Annotated in this window: 17 protein-coding genes, 1 tRNA gene and 1 pseudogene; 12 read left to right on the forward strand and 7 right to left on the reverse strand. The window is 64.7% G+C overall.

Going from position 1 to position 17,206, the window contains the following annotated elements; all coding sequences use genetic code 11:
• Together AB0J46_RS39215 and AB0J46_RS39220 are read left to right on the forward strand one after the other, a co-directional pair.
• On the forward strand, positions 1-1,118 hold a 1,118-nt coding region (locus tag AB0J46_RS39215; RefSeq protein WP_364339669.1), incomplete at its 5' end, for an IS256 family transposase.
• A gap of 643 nt (positions 1,119-1,761) precedes the next feature.
• A tRNA-Arg gene (locus AB0J46_RS39220) sits at positions 1,762-1,847 on the forward strand.
• Positions 1,848-2,266: 419 nt separating this feature from the next.
• Here the strand turns inward: AB0J46_RS39220 and AB0J46_RS39225 are convergent.
• Positions 2,267-3,510, reverse strand: a protein-coding gene (locus AB0J46_RS39225; RefSeq protein WP_364339671.1) for an IS3 family transposase whose coding sequence is annotated in 2 segments (ribosomal slippage) — positions 2,267-3,228 and positions 3,228-3,510 — 1,245 coding nt in all. Because the reading frame shifts where the segments join, the coding sequence is not laid out codon by codon here.
• A 316-nt stretch (positions 3,511-3,826) separates the two neighbouring features.
• Between AB0J46_RS39225 and AB0J46_RS39230 the strand changes: the two genes are divergently transcribed.
• From AB0J46_RS39230 to AB0J46_RS39260, 7 genes and pseudogenes are all read left to right on the forward strand, one after another.
• On the forward strand, positions 3,827-4,015 hold the full coding sequence (locus AB0J46_RS39230) for a hypothetical protein (protein WP_364339968.1): 189 nt from the start codon (positions 3,827-3,829) through the stop codon (positions 4,013-4,015).
• Positions 4,016-4,459: 444 nt separating this feature from the next.
• A complete protein-coding gene (locus tag AB0J46_RS39235) occupies positions 4,460-4,735 on the forward strand; it encodes a transposase (RefSeq protein ID WP_364339970.1) in 276 nt (91 codons plus the stop codon).
• 143 nt (positions 4,736-4,878) lie between these two features.
• Positions 4,879-5,599: pseudogene (locus tag AB0J46_RS39240) on the forward strand (transposase family protein); the annotation flags it as partial.
• A gap of 326 nt (positions 5,600-5,925) precedes the next feature.
• Positions 5,926-6,672 carry a TauD/TfdA family dioxygenase gene (locus tag AB0J46_RS39245; RefSeq protein WP_364339673.1) on the forward strand — a complete coding sequence of 249 codons (747 nt, stop codon included), beginning with the start codon at positions 5,926-5,928 and terminating at the stop codon, positions 6,670-6,672.
• A gap of 147 nt (positions 6,673-6,819) precedes the next feature.
• Entirely contained in the window at positions 6,820-7,674 is an 855-nt protein-coding gene (locus AB0J46_RS39250; RefSeq protein WP_364339675.1) for a hypothetical protein, read from the forward strand.
• Positions 7,675-7,682: 8 nt separating this feature from the next.
• On the forward strand, positions 7,683-8,543 hold the full coding sequence (locus tag AB0J46_RS39255) for a protein phosphatase 2C domain-containing protein (protein WP_364339677.1): 861 nt from the start codon (positions 7,683-7,685) through the stop codon (positions 8,541-8,543).
• Positions 8,518-8,982 (forward strand): NUDIX hydrolase, encoded by a 465-nt coding sequence (locus tag AB0J46_RS39260; protein ID WP_364339679.1) that lies wholly within the window; start codon positions 8,518-8,520, stop codon positions 8,980-8,982. The genes AB0J46_RS39255 and AB0J46_RS39260 overlap by 26 nt, the downstream gene beginning before the upstream one ends.
• A gap of 30 nt (positions 8,983-9,012) precedes the next feature.
• On the opposite strand, the gene AB0J46_RS39265 is transcribed toward AB0J46_RS39260, so the two are convergent.
• Positions 9,013-9,150: a hypothetical protein gene (locus AB0J46_RS39265; RefSeq protein ID WP_364339681.1), complete on the reverse strand. Its 138-nt coding sequence runs from the start codon at positions 9,148-9,150 to the stop codon at positions 9,013-9,015.
• A 123-nt stretch (positions 9,151-9,273) separates the two neighbouring features.
• Here AB0J46_RS39265 and AB0J46_RS39270 point away from each other — a divergent pair.
• The 3 genes from AB0J46_RS39270 to AB0J46_RS39280 all read left to right on the forward strand — a co-directional run bounded on the left by AB0J46_RS39270 (position 9,274) and on the right by AB0J46_RS39280 (position 12,997).
• A protein-coding gene (locus AB0J46_RS39270; RefSeq protein ID WP_364339683.1) for an IS5 family transposase occupies positions 9,274-10,097 on the forward strand; the annotation gives its coding sequence in 2 pieces (ribosomal slippage) (positions 9,274-9,886 and positions 9,886-10,097; 825 coding nt in all).
• A 167-nt stretch (positions 10,098-10,264) separates the two neighbouring features.
• Positions 10,265-10,798 (forward strand): hypothetical protein, encoded by a 534-nt coding sequence (locus tag AB0J46_RS39275; RefSeq protein WP_364339685.1) that lies wholly within the window; start codon positions 10,265-10,267, stop codon positions 10,796-10,798.
• 615 nt (positions 10,799-11,413) lie between these two features.
• Positions 11,414-12,997, forward strand: coding sequence for an ABC-F family ATP-binding cassette domain-containing protein (locus AB0J46_RS39280; protein WP_364339687.1), 1,584 nt, complete (start codon positions 11,414-11,416; stop codon positions 12,995-12,997).
• Positions 12,998-13,014: 17 nt separating this feature from the next.
• On the opposite strand, the gene AB0J46_RS39285 is transcribed toward AB0J46_RS39280, so the two are convergent.
• The 5 genes from AB0J46_RS39285 to AB0J46_RS39305 form a co-directional block, all read right to left on the reverse strand.
• Positions 13,015-13,383: an N-6 DNA methylase gene (locus AB0J46_RS39285; RefSeq protein WP_364339972.1), complete on the reverse strand. Its 369-nt coding sequence runs from the start codon at positions 13,381-13,383 to the stop codon at positions 13,015-13,017.
• A gap of 138 nt (positions 13,384-13,521) precedes the next feature.
• A complete protein-coding gene (locus tag AB0J46_RS39290; RefSeq protein WP_364339689.1) occupies positions 13,522-15,513 on the reverse strand; it encodes a hypothetical protein in 1,992 nt (663 codons plus the stop codon).
• 530 nt (positions 15,514-16,043) lie between these two features.
• Positions 16,044-16,553, reverse strand: coding sequence for a hypothetical protein (locus tag AB0J46_RS39295; protein WP_364339691.1), 510 nt, complete (start codon positions 16,551-16,553; stop codon positions 16,044-16,046).
• A 29-nt stretch (positions 16,554-16,582) separates the two neighbouring features.
• Positions 16,583-16,765 carry a hypothetical protein gene (locus tag AB0J46_RS39300; protein ID WP_364339692.1) on the reverse strand — a complete coding sequence of 61 codons (183 nt, stop codon included), beginning with the start codon at positions 16,763-16,765 and terminating at the stop codon, positions 16,583-16,585.
• A gap of 33 nt (positions 16,766-16,798) precedes the next feature.
• A complete protein-coding gene (locus AB0J46_RS39305) occupies positions 16,799-17,173 on the reverse strand; it encodes a nuclear transport factor 2 family protein (RefSeq protein WP_364339694.1) in 375 nt (124 codons plus the stop codon).
• Positions 17,174-17,206: the final 33 nt, after the last annotated feature.

A 17,206-nucleotide genomic window follows, 5' to 3' on the forward strand; every position in this document is an offset into this window, starting at 1 on the left:
GCCAAGTGACCCCTACGGCCCATCGAGGCCGAACCCGAGCTACCTGTCTCACCCCGAACGTTCAGCACCACCTCACGCAATTTCGCAACAGCCACACGATCGAGCTGGCGATCCCGAAACTCCGGTCGGGCTCGTACTACCCGGACTGGCTGCTGGAGCGGCGCCGACGGGCCGAGCAAGCGCTGATCAGCGTGGTCGCCACCAGCTACCTGCTCGGCGTCTCCACCCGGCGCGTCGACAAGCTGGTCGAACAGCTCGGCATCAAGCACATCTCCAAAAGCCAGGTCTCGCAGATGGCCAAGGTGCTGGATGAGCAGGTCGAGGCGTTCCGCACTCGCGCGCTCGACGCCGGCCCCTACACCTTCGTCTGGATCGACGCGCTGACCCAGAAGGTGCGCGAGGGCGGCCGCACGATCAATGTCCATGCCCTGATCGCCACCGGCGTCAACGCCAACGGCCAGCGCGAGGTCCTCGGCCTGGACGTCACCAGCGCCGAGGACGGCGCGGGCTGGCTGGCGTTCCTGCGCGGCCTGGTCGCCCGCGGCCTGTCCGGCGTCCAGTTGGTCGTCTCCGACGCCCACCGCGGGCTGGTCGAAGCGATCGGCGCCACCCTGCCAGGCGCGTGCTGGCAGCGCTGCCGCACCCACTACCTGCGCAATCTGCTGACCTGCGTGCCCAAGTCGGCGCAGCCGTGGGTGGCCACACTGGTGCGCACCATCTTCGACCAGCCCACCGCCGAAGCCGTTCGCGCCCAGCACGCCTGGGTCATCGACGCCCTGGAGGCCAAGTACCCGGCAGCCTGCGAGCATCTGGACGCTGCCCGCGAGGACCTGCTCGCTTTCGCCGCCTTTCCCCGCGAGACCTGGCGGCAAATCTGGTCCAACAACCCGCAGGAACGGCTGAACAAGGAGATTCGCCGTCGCACCGACGTGGTCGGCATCTTCCCAGACCGGGCCGCGATCATTCGGCTGGTCGGCGCGGTGCTGGCCGAGCAGACCGACGAATGGACCGAAGCCCGCCGCTACATGGGTCTGGACATCCTGGCCAAGGCTCGTGTCCGGTTGATCACGGGCGACACACCAGCCCAGCATCCGCTTCCGCAGACACTTACCGCTTAACCTGCAGAAACAGGATCACTCGAAGATCGATTCATACACCACGTCCGTGGACGTGACCTTCACCGAGGAGCGGTCTAGTCTAGGCCGGATTGGAGGAGATCGCCCACTGGACCGCCACCCTCACCCGCTGCTCGATCTGTGCGAAACCCGCGCCCGATCCACATCGGCGCGACGAAGGCACATTCCGATGCGTCTGCGAGTGCCAGTCGATCTGGGAGACGTGTCGTTGCCACTCATGCAAGAGACCTGTGGCGTCATCCTCTTGCGAACGCCGGAGTCGGCAGCCACTCACCACGCAGGTAGTTCTCCTTCCAGGAACTTGGCCGGGATGGGGATTTTCTGGACCGGCCATGAGGCTGAGCTGCTGGCGACACCATGGTGGATACGCGAGTGTGTTCGTCTGCCTCCACTGCGGCCAGGAGGCGGGAAGGGAGACGATGGGTTCGCGATGGTGTCGCGTCTGGAGAGCACGAGGACCCGGCCCTGCGGAACACAACGTGTGAACTGCCGTGCCGCTTCGCGTGCTCGAGACCTATTAATCCTTCGCTCCAGCAGGCCCACCGGGTGACATGGTCGCTTCCCAGCGGTTCCGGGGACATACGCGGGATGATCTTGCGCCTTCCGATCGCTGCACAGATTATTTGCCCAGCTCAAGCCACCTAAAGGGACGGATTGAGCACCGCCCTCCTAAAGCGGGTGCCGCAGGTTCGAATCCTGCCGGGGGCACCAGGCTCTACCAGCAGCAAACGCCCTTGACCAGCACCAACGCCAGCCAAGGGCCTTGCCTTACATCCTGCGCTGTACGGCTGTGATCGGGTGACTGCGGCCCACTGTTCCCAATGCTTTCCCACTCTCCGGACCAGGAGCCGTTTCCATCCCCGTGCGGTGGGTTGCTGATCACAGCATGATCGCGAGGTCGGCATTCGCCTGATGACATGGCGAAACCCCTGGTAGACGGGTTGATCACCACAATCACGTCCGCCACCACCAGGGGCCTAGGATGCTGTTCTACCAGTGAGACTAGTGCCATCAGGAACGACTGCTACTGCGGTTGAGGTTGCAGGAGCAGGAAGTGTTACCCACGAGGTCGGCCCTTGTTCTATCTGGCCCGGGTCTTCTGGTGAATCGCCCCGAATTTGATGGAGACCTCAGCGGTTGATTGCGATGGGTTCGTTGGGGTGGTGTTGAGCGTAGTAGAGACCTTCGAACTCCTCTGGTGGTAGGTGACCGATCGCTGAGTGCAGGCGGGTGGCGTTGAACCAGGCGACCCATTCGGCGGTGGCAAGCTCGACGTCGGCCAGGCTGCGCCAGGGGCCTCGGGGCTTGATCAACTCGGTCTTGTAGAGGCCGATCTGCGATTCCATCAGGGCGTTGTCGAGCGCGTCGCCGACGGTGCCGATGGAGGCGTCGATCCCGGCCGCCAGCAGGCGCGTGGTGTACCGGAAAGACGTGTACTGACTTCCCGCGTCCGAGTGATGGATCAAGCCCTGCTCGACCGGATGGCCGGCGCGTTCGCGCCGCCACAGGGCCATGTCCAGAGCATCCAGTACGAGGGTGGTGTGCTTGGTGAGTGAGGCGGCCCAGCCGACGATCGCCCGGGAGTAAATGTCGACGACGAAGGCCACGTAGACCACCCCGCACCAAGCGGAAACGTGGGTGAAGTCGGCGACCCAGGCGGCGTTCGGCCGCTGGGCGGTGAAGTCGCGCTGCAGCCGGTCGCCGGCCCGCTCATGCCCGGGGTCGGGTGTCGTGGTTCGCACCTTCTTCCCGCGACGGGCGCCTTGCAGGCCCAGGACGCGCATGCGCCGCTCGACGGTGCAGCGGGCCACCCGATGCCCCTCCCGTTGCAGCTGGTGCCATATCTTGCGGGCACCATAGACGCCGTAGTTATCAGCGTGGATGCGAGCGATGTGCTCGTCCAACTCGGCGTCCCGCACCGCCCGGGCCGAGGGCGGTCGGTTCTTGGCGGCGTAGTACGTACTGGTGGAGATGGAGCAGCCGTGCTCGGTCAGGACACGGCAGATCGGCTCGACACCGAACACCTCGGCGTGCTGGTCGATGAAGCTCACGAGTGCGTGTGTGGCCGGTCGAGCTCGGCCGCGAAGAAAGCCGACGCGGCCTTCAAGATCTCGTTCGCCCGCCGCAGTTCGGCGTTCTCCCAGCGCAGCCGCTTCAGCTCAGCCGACTCATCCGTCGTGCGGCCTGGCCGGCTGCCCTCGTCGGTCTGGGCCTGGCGGACCCAAGTGCGCAATGTCTCCGCAGTGCCGATGCCGAGCTTGGTCGCGACCGCGTTGATCGTGGCCCACTCGGTCGGGTAATCCGGCCGTACTTCGGCGACCATCCGCACCGCTCGACGGCGCAGCTCGGCGGGATAGGGAGACTTACCTGGCATGGACTCGATCCTCTCAAGAGATCAAGTCTCCACCGAACCCGGGACGATTCATGGTGCCATCGGCACGATCTGTCGCCTCTTCTGGGAAGCACTCCTGAAGGTGCGTGTCGGCTGGCCGTGTGTGGCTTGATAGAAGCCTCGGCGACATAGCCCGTCCCGTCACTGGTCTACCTGCTTGATCGTCGTCGCACACCGCCTTCGGATATCCCCCGAGCCGGTGAGGGTGCACATGACGGAGTTCAAAAAGCCCAAGGTGCGACGGAACGTAGGTGGGGTCGATACCCATGCCGACACTCACCACGCCGCGGTGGTGTTGATGAACGGGCGCCGGGTCGCCGATCGCGAGTTCCCGGCGACCCGGGTGGGATACGCGGACCTGCTGGAGTGGATGCGGCCCCTCGGCCAGCTACATGCGGTGGGGCTAGATGGTGCCGGCTCCTATGGTGCCGCCCTGGCTCGCCACCGGCAGCGCGAAGGCCAAGGTGGTCGAGGTCAATCACCCTGATCGGCAGCAGCGCCGGGCCAAGGGCAAGTCTGATCCACTGGATTCCTACTCTGCGGTCGAGGCTGTCCTGGCCGATAGGGCTCGCGCCGTCCCGAAGAGCGGAAGCGGAGTGGTCGAGTCGATCCGTGTGCTGCATCTGGTCCGCGCCGGCGCGGTGAAGGCGCGCACGCTTGCCTCAACGAGCTGCAGGCGCTGCTCGTCACTGCCCCGGCCGAGCTCCGCGAGCAGTTGGCTGGCCTCAAGAAGACCCGGCTCGCCGAGGCCTGCTCCCGGTTGAGGCCCTCCGCGGCTCTGACCGACCCCGCTCAGAGTGTCAAGGTGGCGCTGCGGCACCTTGCTGCTCGATACCGCGCCCTCAGTGCCGAGGTCGGCGCCCCCTACAACCAGTTAAAGGCGCTGATCGAGCAGGCCTGGCCCGAGCTGCTGGCCATCCAAGGCGTGGGTGTGGAGACTGCCGCGCAACTGCTAGTCACTTGCGCCGACAATCCCGATCGGCTGCGCTCTGAGGGATCGTTCGCGGCGCCGTGCGGGGTGTCACCGGTCCCCGCTTCCAGCGGCAAAACACGACGCCACCGGCTTAACCATGCCGGCGACCGGCAGGCTAACCGGGCCTTTACGTCATCGTGCTGTCGCGCATGTCCTGCGATCCATCCACCCGTGCCTACCTGGAGCGCAGAACCACCGACGGGCTGTCCAAGAGATAGATCACCCGCCGTCTGATGCGATACGTCGCCCGCCACCTCTACAAGATCATCATCCACCCGCCGGCGCCAGCGGCCCATCGTCCGTTTCTCTTGACAAGCCATAGAAGCATTGCGCTGCCGTCGATTTGTTGCGCCGAACCCTGAACTACGTCGCCGGACCTCATCCGCAGTCACCGCAAGTCCATCGGATCGACCTGGCGACTGCTCAATCCCAAACAACAGGCCCTGCTTGTGCTGGTCTACCTTTGCAAAGCTGAGACGTTCCCCGAACTCGGAGCCGGGTTCGGGATCTCCACCGCGACGGCCTGGCGGCATGTGGAGGAGGCGGTGACGCTGCTGTCGGCACGCTCGCCCCAACTCGGGCAGGCGCTGCGCCGGGCCAGCGGGACGGGCTGCACTACCTGGTGCTGGACGGCACACTGATCCACATCGAGCGGATCGCCGCCGACCGGCCCTACTTCTCCGGCAAGCACCGTGCGCACGGAATGAACTTCCAGGTCATCGCCTCGCCGGCCGGGACGATTCTGTGGACCTCGGGCGCGCTGCCGGGCAAGGCCCACGACCTGAGCGCCGCCCGCATCTGGGGCATCCTGCGTGCACTTGAGCAGGCCGGGATCATCACGCTGGCCGACAATGCCTCTCAAGGGGCCGAATGCCTGGTCCATACCCCCGTACAAGGGCAAGAACAAGCCCGAGTCGCAGAAGCAGGCCAACCGACGCCCACGCCAGACTGCGCGGCCCCGGTGAGCACGCCAACGCCCAACTGAAGAGCTGGAAGATCCTCCGGAAGCTACATTGCAGCCCGTCCAAGACCGGCCACCTGGGCAAGGCCATCGCCGTCCTACAGGATCACCGAACTGCGCAGGCGGCGCGAGGATGAAAAGCGTTCAATGCTATCGAACAACAATTCTCCATATCAGGAGGTCCGTGCGACGCGCGCTTCGGCCACATAGCCACACTGACACCATGAGTATATAGAATACCTTGGCTCACATCGTTACCAATTCAGTAACGACGTCACTTCTGTAAACCACTCGACAATCAACCCTTGCAACTCTGCTGGCTGGACATCGACATACGATGCACGATAGGGGCCTAAATTGTAGAGTCACGCACAATTGGGTCTATGCGGCGGGCCGAGCGTGCGATGTACTCTCTCTGCACCCATCTAGGCAGATGCTAGAGGATCGCAGGCGGAGGATGAGCATGAAGCTCCAGACACCCTACAAACACGATCTCGCCACCAACCAGGTCGCTGAAACTCTTGCAAAGGATGGAGTTATATTCTTCTCCGAAGCCACGCCAGAAAAGCTGACTACACTACTGGCGGATTGGACTCAACCATACCCACATCCCCATGAGAGCAGTTTAGGTCTAACAATTATAGATTCAGATCGAACAGAAAGCGATAACGCAAAAGGCTTCTCTCGGGCCGCACTAGGCCTGCACACAGACAGGGCGCAAGAATCAGAACAGCCGACAATAGTGGCATGCCTTTACACATCTCCAGGGAATACCGGTGGGGAGTCGCTAATTCTTGATGGAAAGTCATTGATAAGGGCTCTCGAAAGACGGCAGCTTCTCGCCTATTCCGACAATTTAGTCCTATTGGCACGACGTCGACGGTGGTTAACTATAGCGAAGCAGGTCCATGGGCCTCACAGCGCCTTTCGTATACGTTACCGCGACGACAATATCGCCCACCCTTACGGTGCCACCGCAGAGGCCGCGCGCGCCCTAGTAGCAGTGACGCAGGAATTGGAATTTCCTCAAATATATGCATTCAATGCCGGAGAAGGATACATCATACATAACCAACGAATTCTTCACGGGCGCACTTCATTCACAGGACACAGAGTCGCCATCCGAATACTGGCCACCATATCTACTTCATCGCAATACTGCTTCCTTAATCAAGGGTTCACAATAGATGCCGATGATGCCAATAGATAAGGGCCATATACCTTGCAGGCCTCTCGACGCTACGCCGACGTTATCCGGAGATTGCGCCAACTACCGGACCAAACCAGCCCGGCCTTCCCTGGGGCCATTCGATCCCTGGTAGAGCAATTACGAGATCCAGAGGATACGTTATTGTATTTGCTCGAGCTCAAGAAGCTCGAGAAACCTATCAGGTTTTTCGCACTGTACGGCCTTCTGCTTCGTCTCCGGAGGGAAGAGCGGACAAGCGAGTACGATCAGATAATAGCTCGCTACGCTCCTCATTTCGAACGCGAACCCTATTTCGCTACGTTTCGAGCGATAAGCGAACGTAATAGAGGAGATGTTGCCAGCCTGCGCAAGGCAGTAGCTTATTCCAAACAAGCAGTGCGGGACATGCCAGAGGTAGCTGGAGTTGTACACCAGCTCGCCGCCTTCATGGCAGAATACTTCGAGCGGAGGCTTGGGCCAACCTCGAGCGCTGAGCTTATCGAGGCAGATCAGCTCGCCGACAAGGCCATCCTGCTGACAAATGGACAGATTGCCCATTATCACGAGACGAAGGCACGCATTCTAGCCATCCGGCACGACTTCGACTCTGCAAGAGCTTCAATAACTCGCGCGATAGAGCTAGAGCCAAAGCAGGGACGTGATTATCATCGCAGGCTCACACAATACCAGACAACAAGGACGCGTATCGATCTTATGGAGCAACAATCTCGTTGGAACGATATGCAGCAGGAGAGCCGGCGAGAGTTGGTCGAGTTTAAGGCGCAACAGCTCCAACTGCTGGGCCTCTTGGCCGCCGTCGTAGCCCTTATTGCCACCGGGGGAAATATAGCGAGTCAAAGCAAGCCGAATGACGCCATCGTCCTCATAGAGGTAATGGCAGGAGCTGTCGTGATAGTCTTTTCCTCCTTTTCGTTGATGACCAGCAGATCATGGCTTCGCGTTGCGATCGCGTATACGATCGGTATCGCCCTCATTGTTGTGCCGCACGTTTTCGGAAGGTGAATTCCAACATGTTCATTGTCGACAAGACTGAAAGTCCTGGATCCAGCCACAAGCATACCGAGGACAGGGTGGGGTTTTCTGGAAATATCGCCTGGGTAATCGATGGTGCTACAGATCCAACTAACAGTCAAGCACTTCCTGCGCTCTCTGACGTGCAGTGGCTTGTCGATTTTCTGCACGAAAGACTCACCGAAATGGGGGCTTCTCATATAAAACAGAGCGCCTCCGCCCTGATAGAGCAACTGGGCACATTGACCGAAAAGGCGATAGCGGCGATAGCTCCGCGTGGGCTAGATATCTATCCCTGCAGTTCGATCGGCATCGCGATTTGTGACGGTGACGTGATTCATCTCGGCCGGATAGGAGACGCGACACTCATCGCGTACCACGACGGCCACCTTACGCACGAGCTAAGCACTAGCTTCTTCGAGTCACGCGAAGCTCAAGCTGTTTCACAGTCACTCACTGACCGGCAAACCGAGAGCGATATTGTGCAAGCAATGCTTACGCGTCGCCTAGAGTACATACGAGGGGAGCACTCTGAGACTGTGTTCTCCGGGCATCCGGAGAGGTCATTTAAGGTCTATGCGAAAACGCTTTCGATTCATGATGTCGATGAGATCCTCATGTGTACTGACGGATTTGCGCGTGCAGTGGTAGACTACGCCATCCTTCCAGACTGGCTGACACTTAAGCTCTACGCCGACGCTCTGGGGCTTGCATCGGTCACGTCACGCATAAGGGACTTCGAGGCACAGAGGACCAGGGGAGAGCGCTCAACTAAGTTCAAGCACGCAGATGATCTCGCAGCCATCAAACTAGAAGTCACCAAAGGAGCGATACATGGATGGCCCCGATCGCCTAGGTAGCGATGGTCGACCCCAATATCTCGTGGAGAGAAATCCCGGCTACTTCGAGTATCAGCTCCCAATTTCAGTGAAGCTGGTTGTCGATATAGACGGAAAAATCCCGCTTCTGATGAACGAGCGCGACGAATGGGAGCTCCCAGGCGGAAAATTGGAGCTTGGCGAGACGCCCGAAGTCTGTGTATGCCGCGAGGTGCTCGAGGAACTCAACATAACAGTCATGGTCGAAGGCATCATCGACACTTGGGTATATGAAATCACCCCTCTTCGTCACACATTCATCGTCAGCTACGGCACTACCTACTCGGGGAACGAGCAAATTAGAAGCTCCAATGAGCACAAAGAGCTAGGAATCTTCACATACGACGAAGTTCATAGCCTTCACATGCCGGATCCGTATAAGAGAACCATCGATCGCTGGCGCAAGATGATTCCCCAATAGAACGCCCAAAGCTCCTAATCGAGAGACCGATCACCGCCAGAATACTCTTATGAGTAGCAAGCAGCGGCGCGGCACACCGCCGTGTTCCCGGCCCGCCCCCGGCCCGCCGTTCAGGTCGAAGCTGGCGTCTTGGATCTGGACGTAGCGGATGTTGATGCGCTCGGTCATCCCAACGGCGGCATCTGGTGAGGGACGAAACAGAGTCAAGTCGTCTTAGAGCGTGTTTGAGAAGATCGTTTATGCACGGCGTGGCAGCGTGACGACCAGCTCGCGGGGGGCCAAGGTGTCTGGATGCCCCCGCAGCGCTACCCCTCGGACCTGACCGACGCCCAATGGGAGCTGATCGAGCCGTTACTGCCCGAGCCGAACACCGGCGGGCGTCCGGAGAAGCACCCGCGCCGGGAGATCGTCAACGCCATCCTGTACGTGGTCCGTTCCGGCTGCCCGTGGCGGTACCTGCCCACGGACCTGCCTCCCTGGCAGACCGTGTACTGGTACTTCCAGCAGTGGGAGCAGGCCGGCGTGACCGAGGCCCTGCTGCGCGAGCTGCGCATCAAGGCCCGCCGCCAGGACGGCCGCGACGACGAGCCGTCCGCCGGCATCATCGACTCCCAGAGCGTCAAGGGTGCCGACACCGTCGGGCGTGACAGCCGCGGCTATGACACCGGTAAGAAGGTCAACGGCCGCAAGCGGTTCATCATCACCGACACCACCGGCCTGCGGGTCACCGTCGCGGTGATGGCGGCGAGCTGGCAGGACGGTGACGGTGCCAAGACCGCCTTGCTGTCGGCGTATCTGACGACCCCGATCCGGCACGTCTTCGCCGACCAGGGGTTTGCCGGCCGGTTGGTGGACTGGGTCCGCGACACCCTGCGCACGACGTTGGAGATCGTCCGCAAGCCGCTGATCAGCGAGGCTTCAGCGTCATCGCACGGCGTTGGGTGGTGGAGAGGACGCTGGCTTGGCTGACTGCCTGTCGCCGTCTGGCCTGCGACTACGAACGCGACCCCGCCGTTTCCGAGGCCATCATCCGCTGGGCCGCCATCGCCGGCATGGCCCGCCGCCTCACCCGCACGGGCCCCGCTCGGCGACAAGCCAGAATCGTCTGCGACTGACGAAGATCGCCGATCTCAAACACGCACTTAGTTCTGGCTCGGTCGAAGGGCGCGTCAACCGCTCGCGTCATCTGTGGGCTCTGATGCCAAGCCGGGCCGCGCCGGCCCACGGCTTGTCGGCAGATATCGACTGGCTGGGTCCGTGATGAACCTGAACAATCGCTATCGTGATGGGCATCTCCGGCTTCGAGCCAACCTTTCTCGTCGGGCTCGAAGCCATCTGCGAGGAACATGGACCTGGCCTGGCCGCGCTTGGTGGCCGGCGTCTGACGGGGTTCGCGCTCGTGCGCTTCGTCGAGGACAGGGACTGGTTCGCCGACTGCCCCGTCGTCCTGCACTTCGACGGCATCCAGGCGGAGATCTGCCACTGGAAGCTCGATGAGCTGTCGATCGGCTGGAACACCATCGACACCACGGCCGCGATCAGCGGCTGGGAATACCTTGAGCAGACGCCAGCCTGGTCCGACACCGACGAGCGCCTCCAGCCGTTCGTCGGCCAGGAACTCCGCGAGGTTGCTCTGCTTGAGTGGCGGCCATCATCACGTCACGACCTGGCGGACGGCACCCTCGCTGTGGAGTTCATCTTCGACACCGGTCGTTTCCACATCGCCAACGCTCTTGATGAGAACAGCATCGATATCGGCGAAGCGCATCCGAATTTCGTGCGACATCGGCTGGGCCGGTGCACGCAACCCAACTAGAGATCGGGCTCCGGTTGATCTCCTTGATCGGTAACGGGGCACCTCGGCCGGGGCGCTGATCTGCCAGGACGGAAGCCAGCGACGGTGGGAACGTCGGCGAACCGGCCGAGCAGCCGTTCCACGGCTGCCTTGCCTTCGCCATCCGCGGGCCGGTCTCGCCCTGCCGCGCCGGCGCGACGCCGACCGAGCGCGTTGAAGAAGTGCTCACGGGATCCGTCCGGCAGGCGCAGCCCGTACGTCTTCAACGGCCTCAACCCCAGGATCACCGATCCAGCCAGAATCGTCGACCCGAAGGTACGCCGACGAGACCGGCTCGGCGGAGTCCTCCACGAATACTCACATGCCGCTTGAGCTGCGTGGATGACGTTTACGGCAGGCGCAATGTGCCAAGAACTGCAGGTCACCGTATGAATCGAGCATTCGAGCCCTACACCGGATCGGGGCACCTTGACCAGAGCCGCGAGCGGCCGGCAAGGTGAGCGGCCGGTAAATGGATGGCGGACCATGACGGCCTGTCCATACACTCGGCCTCATGTCTCTGCCCCGCATTTCCTAGCCAGGACACCCGGTTCCACGCCACCCGTGTGTCCTCTAGCAAATCCGGAGTGCAGTTCCATGCTTACCCTACGTGGCGTCGACGTCCGTGCGGGCGCCCATCTCCTGCTGTCCGGCGTCACCGCCCACGTCGCCCCCGGCGACCGCGTCGGCCTGGTCGGCCGTAACGGCGCCGGCAAAACGACCCTCATGAAGACCCTTGCCGGAGTGCTCCCGCCTGCGGCCGGCGAGATCGTCCGCACCGGCCCCGTCGGCTACCTGCCGCAGGACCCGGCCGCCGCCGACCCGGCCGTCACCGTCCTCGACCGCGTCCTGTCCGTCCGCGGCCTCGACCAGGCGGTCCGCCGCCTTCGGGCCGCCGGGTCCGCCCTGGCCGAGCGCGGCGACGAGCGGGCCATGGCCCGCTACGTTCGGGTTGAGGCCGAGTTCCAGGCCCGCGGCGGGTATGCGGCTGAGGGCGAGGCCGCTCGCGTCGCCGCCGGGCTCGGCCTGCCCGACCGGGTGCTGAACCGGCCGGTGGGCGACTTGTCAGGCGGGCAGCGCCGCCGCGTGGAACTTGCCCGGGTGCTGTTCGCCGAGCCCGGCGTCCTGCTGCTCGACGAGCCGACGAACCATCTCGACGGCGACTCCATAGCCTGGCTGCGCTCTTTCCTGGCCGGGCATTCCGGAGGCCTGGTCCTCATCACCCATGACACCGGACTGCTGGCCGACGTGGTCAACCGCGTCTGGCACGTTGAGCACGGCGCCCTGGAGACGCGCAACACCGGCTGGCACGCCTACCTCGCCGACCGCGAGGCCGACGACCGTCGCAGGACGCGCCTGCGGTTCACCGCCGAGCGCAAGGCCGCAGCGCTTCATGCCCAGGCCGGCCGCATGCGCTCCAACGTGGCCACTGCGACCCGGGCCAGGGACATGGCCCGGCGCGCGGACCGCATGCTCGCCGAGACTCCCCCGCCCCGCGTCGCCGAGAAGGTCGCCCGCATCCGGCTGCCCGAGCCCGCGCCCAGCGGCCGCACGCCACTCGGCGCGATCAGCCTGGCCAAGTCGTACGGCGGGCGGCCGGTACTGGCGGGGGTGGATCTGGCCGTCGACCGGGGCAGCCGGCTCGTGGTCCTGGGGCTCAACGGCGCGGGCAAGACCACGCTGCTCAGGCTGCTGGCCGGGGACGAGCGGCCCGACGCGGGACGGGTCGTGCACGGGCACGGGCTGCGGCTGGGCTACTTCGCCCAGGAGCACGACACGCTCGATCCAGCGCACACGGTCGGGCGGCACCTGGCCAGCGCCGCCCCGCACCTGAGCGACGGCGAGGCCCGGACGGTGCTGGGGTCGTTCTTGTTCAGCGGCGACGACGTGGACAAGCCCGTCCGGGTGCTGTCGGGCGGGGAGAAGACCCGGCTGGCGCTGGCCGGGCTGGTCAGCTCCCAGGCCAACGTACTGCTGCTGGACGAGCCGACCAACAACCTCGACCCGGCCTCCAAGGCCGAAGTGCTGGCGGCTGTGACCGCGTACCGGGGCGCCGTGGTGATGGTCACGCACGACCAGGAGGCCGTCGCAGCGCTTCGGCCGGACCGGGTGCTGCTGCTGCCCGACGGGGTCGAAGACCTGTGGAACGACGGCTACGCCGATTTGATCGCCCTGGCCTGATCACGCCGGCTCCTCGGTCACGGTTTCGATCGCCATCCTGGGCGCCTCGATTGTGAAGGCGCCGTCCCGCCCGTACACGAACGGGCGGGGCGGCGGTTGCCTGTGGGTGCCGAATGTTGTGTCTCCTCATGCGACCCGGGCGTACTCCATGCACGAGGCCGCCGAGCTGGTCTCGTCGGGGGACCTTGTTGTCGGCGTCGGCTGGATCGGGCAGCGCCCGCAGCCAGCCCGTAAGAGAGCGAACTGGCGTTGCCGGCTGGTGGTACACCATAGGCCCAACGGGGGTCGTAACGGGCTCGCCCATCTTCGTCCCATCTGGACAGATTGAACGGAGGGTTGGCGACGGCCACGTCGAAGATCTCATCCGGGAAGAGGTCTTGCGTCAGGCTCGACGCCGGCCCTTACAGGCCTGCTGTTAGGCCGTGAACGGCAAAATTGACCGCGGCGGTCTGCAGGGAGCTGTACTGCGCGGGCGAGAACAGCCGCAGCGTCCCTGGCGCGCGGGTCAAGGATCGAGATCAGTATCAGCGCTTCTTCCGGCGGCCCCGAGCTCCCGGCGGCCGGGTGGGGACGTGGCGGAGGCGATGGCGGGCGGTCTTGCGGAGCGGCTCGGCCACCAGCTCGCGCAGCTCCCGCAATCCCACGACATCGGGGTGCCCCGACGCCAGGACCGCCTCCACGAACTCGTACGCGTCCCCGCCCCCCATCCTCTTGAGCTGCTCCACAAGCCCCTCAGGCCCCGCGAGCTCCAGCACTGACAGGAAGTTCTCCGCACCCATCAGCAGGTTCTCTTGCTCACTCAGCGCCCCGGGCTGCATCTTCCCGGCATCGATGAGCTGCGTCCACACGGCGGGCCCGAGGACCGGGTCGTGACGTAGGTCATGGAAAAGCCGCCCTTCGGGAAGGACGTCGGCCAGAACGCGCAGCATGGCCCCCACCCGCGTACGGAACGGGCAGTCCCGCACGGCCTGCAGCAACATCTCGAGGTCCTGCCCCGGGCGGGCCAGCCATCCCTGGAGCTCCGCGACGGCGTCCTCCGGCGGATAGTGCTGGGCGAGCACCCCGAGCAGCTCGGCAGGTGGAGCGGTGGCCAGTTCGCCGACGAGGGGCGCGTCGCGGCCCTCGGCGAGGAGGCGGTCGCGGACGCCGCGCACGCCGAGCGGGGTGAGGTGGACCAGCGGGAGGTCGGGCTCGGCGAGGGCGGCACGCAGGCGTTCGACCGCGTCCGGCGGCAGGGGCTGGTCGTCGTGGTCGAGGTCGCTCGCGTAAAGAGGGTCGGTGGGGCCGCGGGTGAGCTCCACGGCCCCGAGGTCGGACAGGACCTCGAACATGCGCCTCAGGTCCCGGTCGGCCTCGCGGCGCCAGAGATCGCGCAGGCGCTCTTCCTCCTGGTCGAGATCGAAGTACTCCTGGCAGGCCAGCCACACCGTCTCTTCGAGCCGGACCACCGGCATCTCGTCCAGCCCGTACATGGAGTTGAGCACGTCCGGCAGGATCTCGTCGAAGATCTCGGCCAGGACAGGCTGGGATCGCCACGTCGCGACGGGCACGGTGACCACCCGGCCCAGCTCCGGCAGCACCTCGAACGCGCGCCGCCACAGCGCCTCCGGGTCGCCCAGCAAGGGTGCGGCCTTGGCCACGCGGAGGAGCCGGCCCTTGCTGGTGCGGGTCAGGCGCATCTTCTTGGCCCAGGCGAGCAGCAGGTTGAGTTGCGGCAGATCGGCGGCGCTGTGGACGCGCAGCCGGTCCTCGCCGGTACCCAGCAGAGTCGACACCTCAAGAGCGTCGGCGATGCGGAGGTTGCCCGCGTCGGTGAGGACCCGGCCGTCCTTGCCCACCCAATCGGCCAGGGTGATGAGACGCTGGACGGTCTGACTGCGCGCGGCGGCCTCCATCAGCTCGGACGCGGGGGGCAGGTACACGGGCAGCTGGGGGAAGGCGCGTTCCTCACCGATGCCGCCGTTCACGAGGCGGTTCTGCAGGATCTTGTCGAGCACCTGCTCGTCGTACGGAACGCGACCGGCGTCGAGATCGCGCTTGAACCGCTCGAACGCCCCCGGAACGGTGAGATCGACGCCCTGGCCGAGAGCCGTGTGCGCCCAGAACGTCGCCACCCCCCGCAGCGTGGGATCGTCAAGCGCGGCCGCGTACTCCGCCCGCACGTCGGCGATGATCTCCTGCGCGTCCGCGAACGTGGCGCCGCGCGGGTCGCGAAGGCCGGTGACGTCGAGATAGCGCAGGTACGTGCGCAGCACCTCCGGAGCGAGGTCGAGCTCCTCCCGCACGGCCGTCACCTTGTACGGCACGTATCGCAGCAGGAAGAACCTGATGCTCGCACCGTCCCAGTACGCCAGCCGGCCGTCACGGCTCTCGTGCCGCGCGTCGACGGCGGCGGAGAGCAGCAGGTCGTCGACCGGATGCCCGTGCTCCTTCGCCCAGGTGACACACCGCCGGATCAGCAGGTCCTTAGCGGCCTCGAACTCCTCGGCCTCTTCGGGCTCGAACCAGGTACGCACGATTCAAGCCTCCCATCCCTACAGGGTCACCGTCTTGCCTGGCGGCGGGAGTTCTCGGCGACCCAGCCGATGAGATGGCTGTGCAGGCTTTCATGACGGGCGGTGCCAGGGGTGGGTGGAGGTGCTCCGCCAAGGCCGCCTCCCCGGGACCGCACCGCGATCCTCCCCTTGCTTTCCCTCGGCGCACGAGCTCTTGCCGACCTACCGATGCGTTGACACTGGTGACGGGCTCCATGCGCTGTCGGACGTGGGACTGCCGGGAATCGGGGCACGCGCCGTGCGCGACGGAGTCGCCTTCATCGGAAGGTCTCCCAGGCGATCCAACACAATGGCCTTCGGCCCCGTACGACACATCTGTTCGGCGGTCACCTGTACAAGGCCATGGTCGCTCCTCTGGCCACGTGGAACGGCGGGTCCCCGCGAGGCGACGGCATGGTGCCACGTTTCGCCGCAGTACTGCCGGAGGAGACCGACGACCTCGCCGGGCGGTAGTGACGGTCGTGTTCCGGGTGGCGGTGTGGCGTTGCGGATCAGGCGGCTGGGACAGGTGCAGTCGGGAAGGGCACGCCGGTGAGTTGTTGGCTGATCTCCCGTAGGCGGGCGCGGGCGTCGGTGTCGTACGCCTGGTGGTGGGCGCGGGCGGGGCGGGAGCGGTTGAAGTAGGTGCCGGTGACGTTGTCCAGGACGGGGTCGGTGATCAGGCGGGCGGTGTGGGTGACGCCTTCGTCCAGGGTGCTCTGCACGGTGAACAGGTGGGTGACGATCTTGGTGGGCATGTAGGAGGCGGGGTGCAGGGCATTGACGGTGACGCCGTGGTCGCGCAGGAGTTCGGCGTGGTCGAGGGTGAGCATGATCTGGGCGAGTTTGGCCTGGCAGTAAGCCTGCACCCCGTCCCAGTGGCGTTCCAGCAGCACGTCGTTGAAGTCCAGGGGCGCCTGTCCGGCGGAGGCGACGTTGACGATCCGCGCCGGGCCGGCGCCGGTAGTGGTTGAGCGGGCGGCGGTGCGGGCCAGGAGCGGGGTGAGCAGGCTGCTGAGCATGTAGGTGGCCAGGTAGTCGACCTGGAAGGTCAGCTCCAGGCCGTCGGCGCTGCGCTGGGGGCGGTCTCCACGCCGATGCCGGCGTTGTTGACGAGCACGTCCAGGCGGTCGTGGGTGGCCAGGCGGTCGGCCAGGGCGCGGCCCAGGCCGTCGGTGGCGCCGGTGATCAGGATGGTCTGGTCCCGCAGTGGGCGGGTGGTGGGGGTGGTCACGGAAGTTGACCTCAACGTTCGGTGCTGGACGGGTCAGACGATCGGGTGGCCGCTGACGGTGGTGGCGGGGACGTCCTCGCGCAGGTCCCAGTGTTCGGCGATCAGGCCGTCGGTGATGCGGAAGACGTCCACCACCGCGATGCCGGAGTGGCCGGGCTGGGCGGTGAACAGGCTGTGGGTGAACACCAGGTCGCCGTCTACGGCCATACGACGGATCTCGAAGCGGGCGTCGGGAAGCTGGGCGCGCATCCCGTCGATGAACTCGGTCAGCGCCTGGCGGCCGTCGGGCAGGTTGGGGTTGTGCTGGATCAGGTCCGCGGCCAGGAACCGGTCGGCCAGCTGGGTGCGGCCCTGGTTCCAGATCTGCTCGAAGTAGTCGCGCACGAGCTGGGCGGCGGGCTGGGACATGGCGTTCTCCTGTGAGGTTGAGGTGACGAACAA

The organism is Nonomuraea sp. NPDC049758, from assembly GCF_040674635.1.
Lineage (GTDB): Bacteria > Actinomycetota > Actinomycetes > Streptosporangiales > Streptosporangiaceae > Nonomuraea.

Bases quoted from the DNA above. Each gene is read 5' to 3' on its own strand.
- AB0J46_RS39230 (WP_364339968.1), top strand. From the start codon at position 3,827: ATGAACGGGCGCCGGGTCGCCGATCGCGAGTTCCCGGCGACCCGGGTG.
- AB0J46_RS39245 (WP_364339673.1), top strand. From the start codon at position 5,926: ATGAAGCTCCAGACACCCTACAAACACGATCTCGCCACCAACCAGGTC.
- AB0J46_RS39255 (WP_364339677.1), top strand. From the start codon at position 7,683: ATGTTCATTGTCGACAAGACTGAAAGTCCTGGATCCAGCCACAAGCAT.
- AB0J46_RS39260 (WP_364339679.1), top strand. From the start codon at position 8,518: ATGGATGGCCCCGATCGCCTAGGTAGCGATGGTCGACCCCAATATCTC.
- AB0J46_RS39265 (WP_364339681.1), bottom strand. From the start codon at position 9,150: ATGACCGAGCGCATCAACATCCGCTACGTCCAGATCCAAGACGCCAGC.
- AB0J46_RS39280 (WP_364339687.1), top strand. From the start codon at position 11,414: ATGCTTACCCTACGTGGCGTCGACGTCCGTGCGGGCGCCCATCTCCTG.
- AB0J46_RS39295 (WP_364339691.1), bottom strand. From the start codon at position 16,553: ATGCTCAGCAGCCTGCTCACCCCGCTCCTGGCCCGCACCGCCGCCCGC.
- AB0J46_RS39305 (WP_364339694.1), bottom strand. From the start codon at position 17,173: ATGTCCCAGCCCGCCGCCCAGCTCGTGCGCGACTACTTCGAGCAGATC.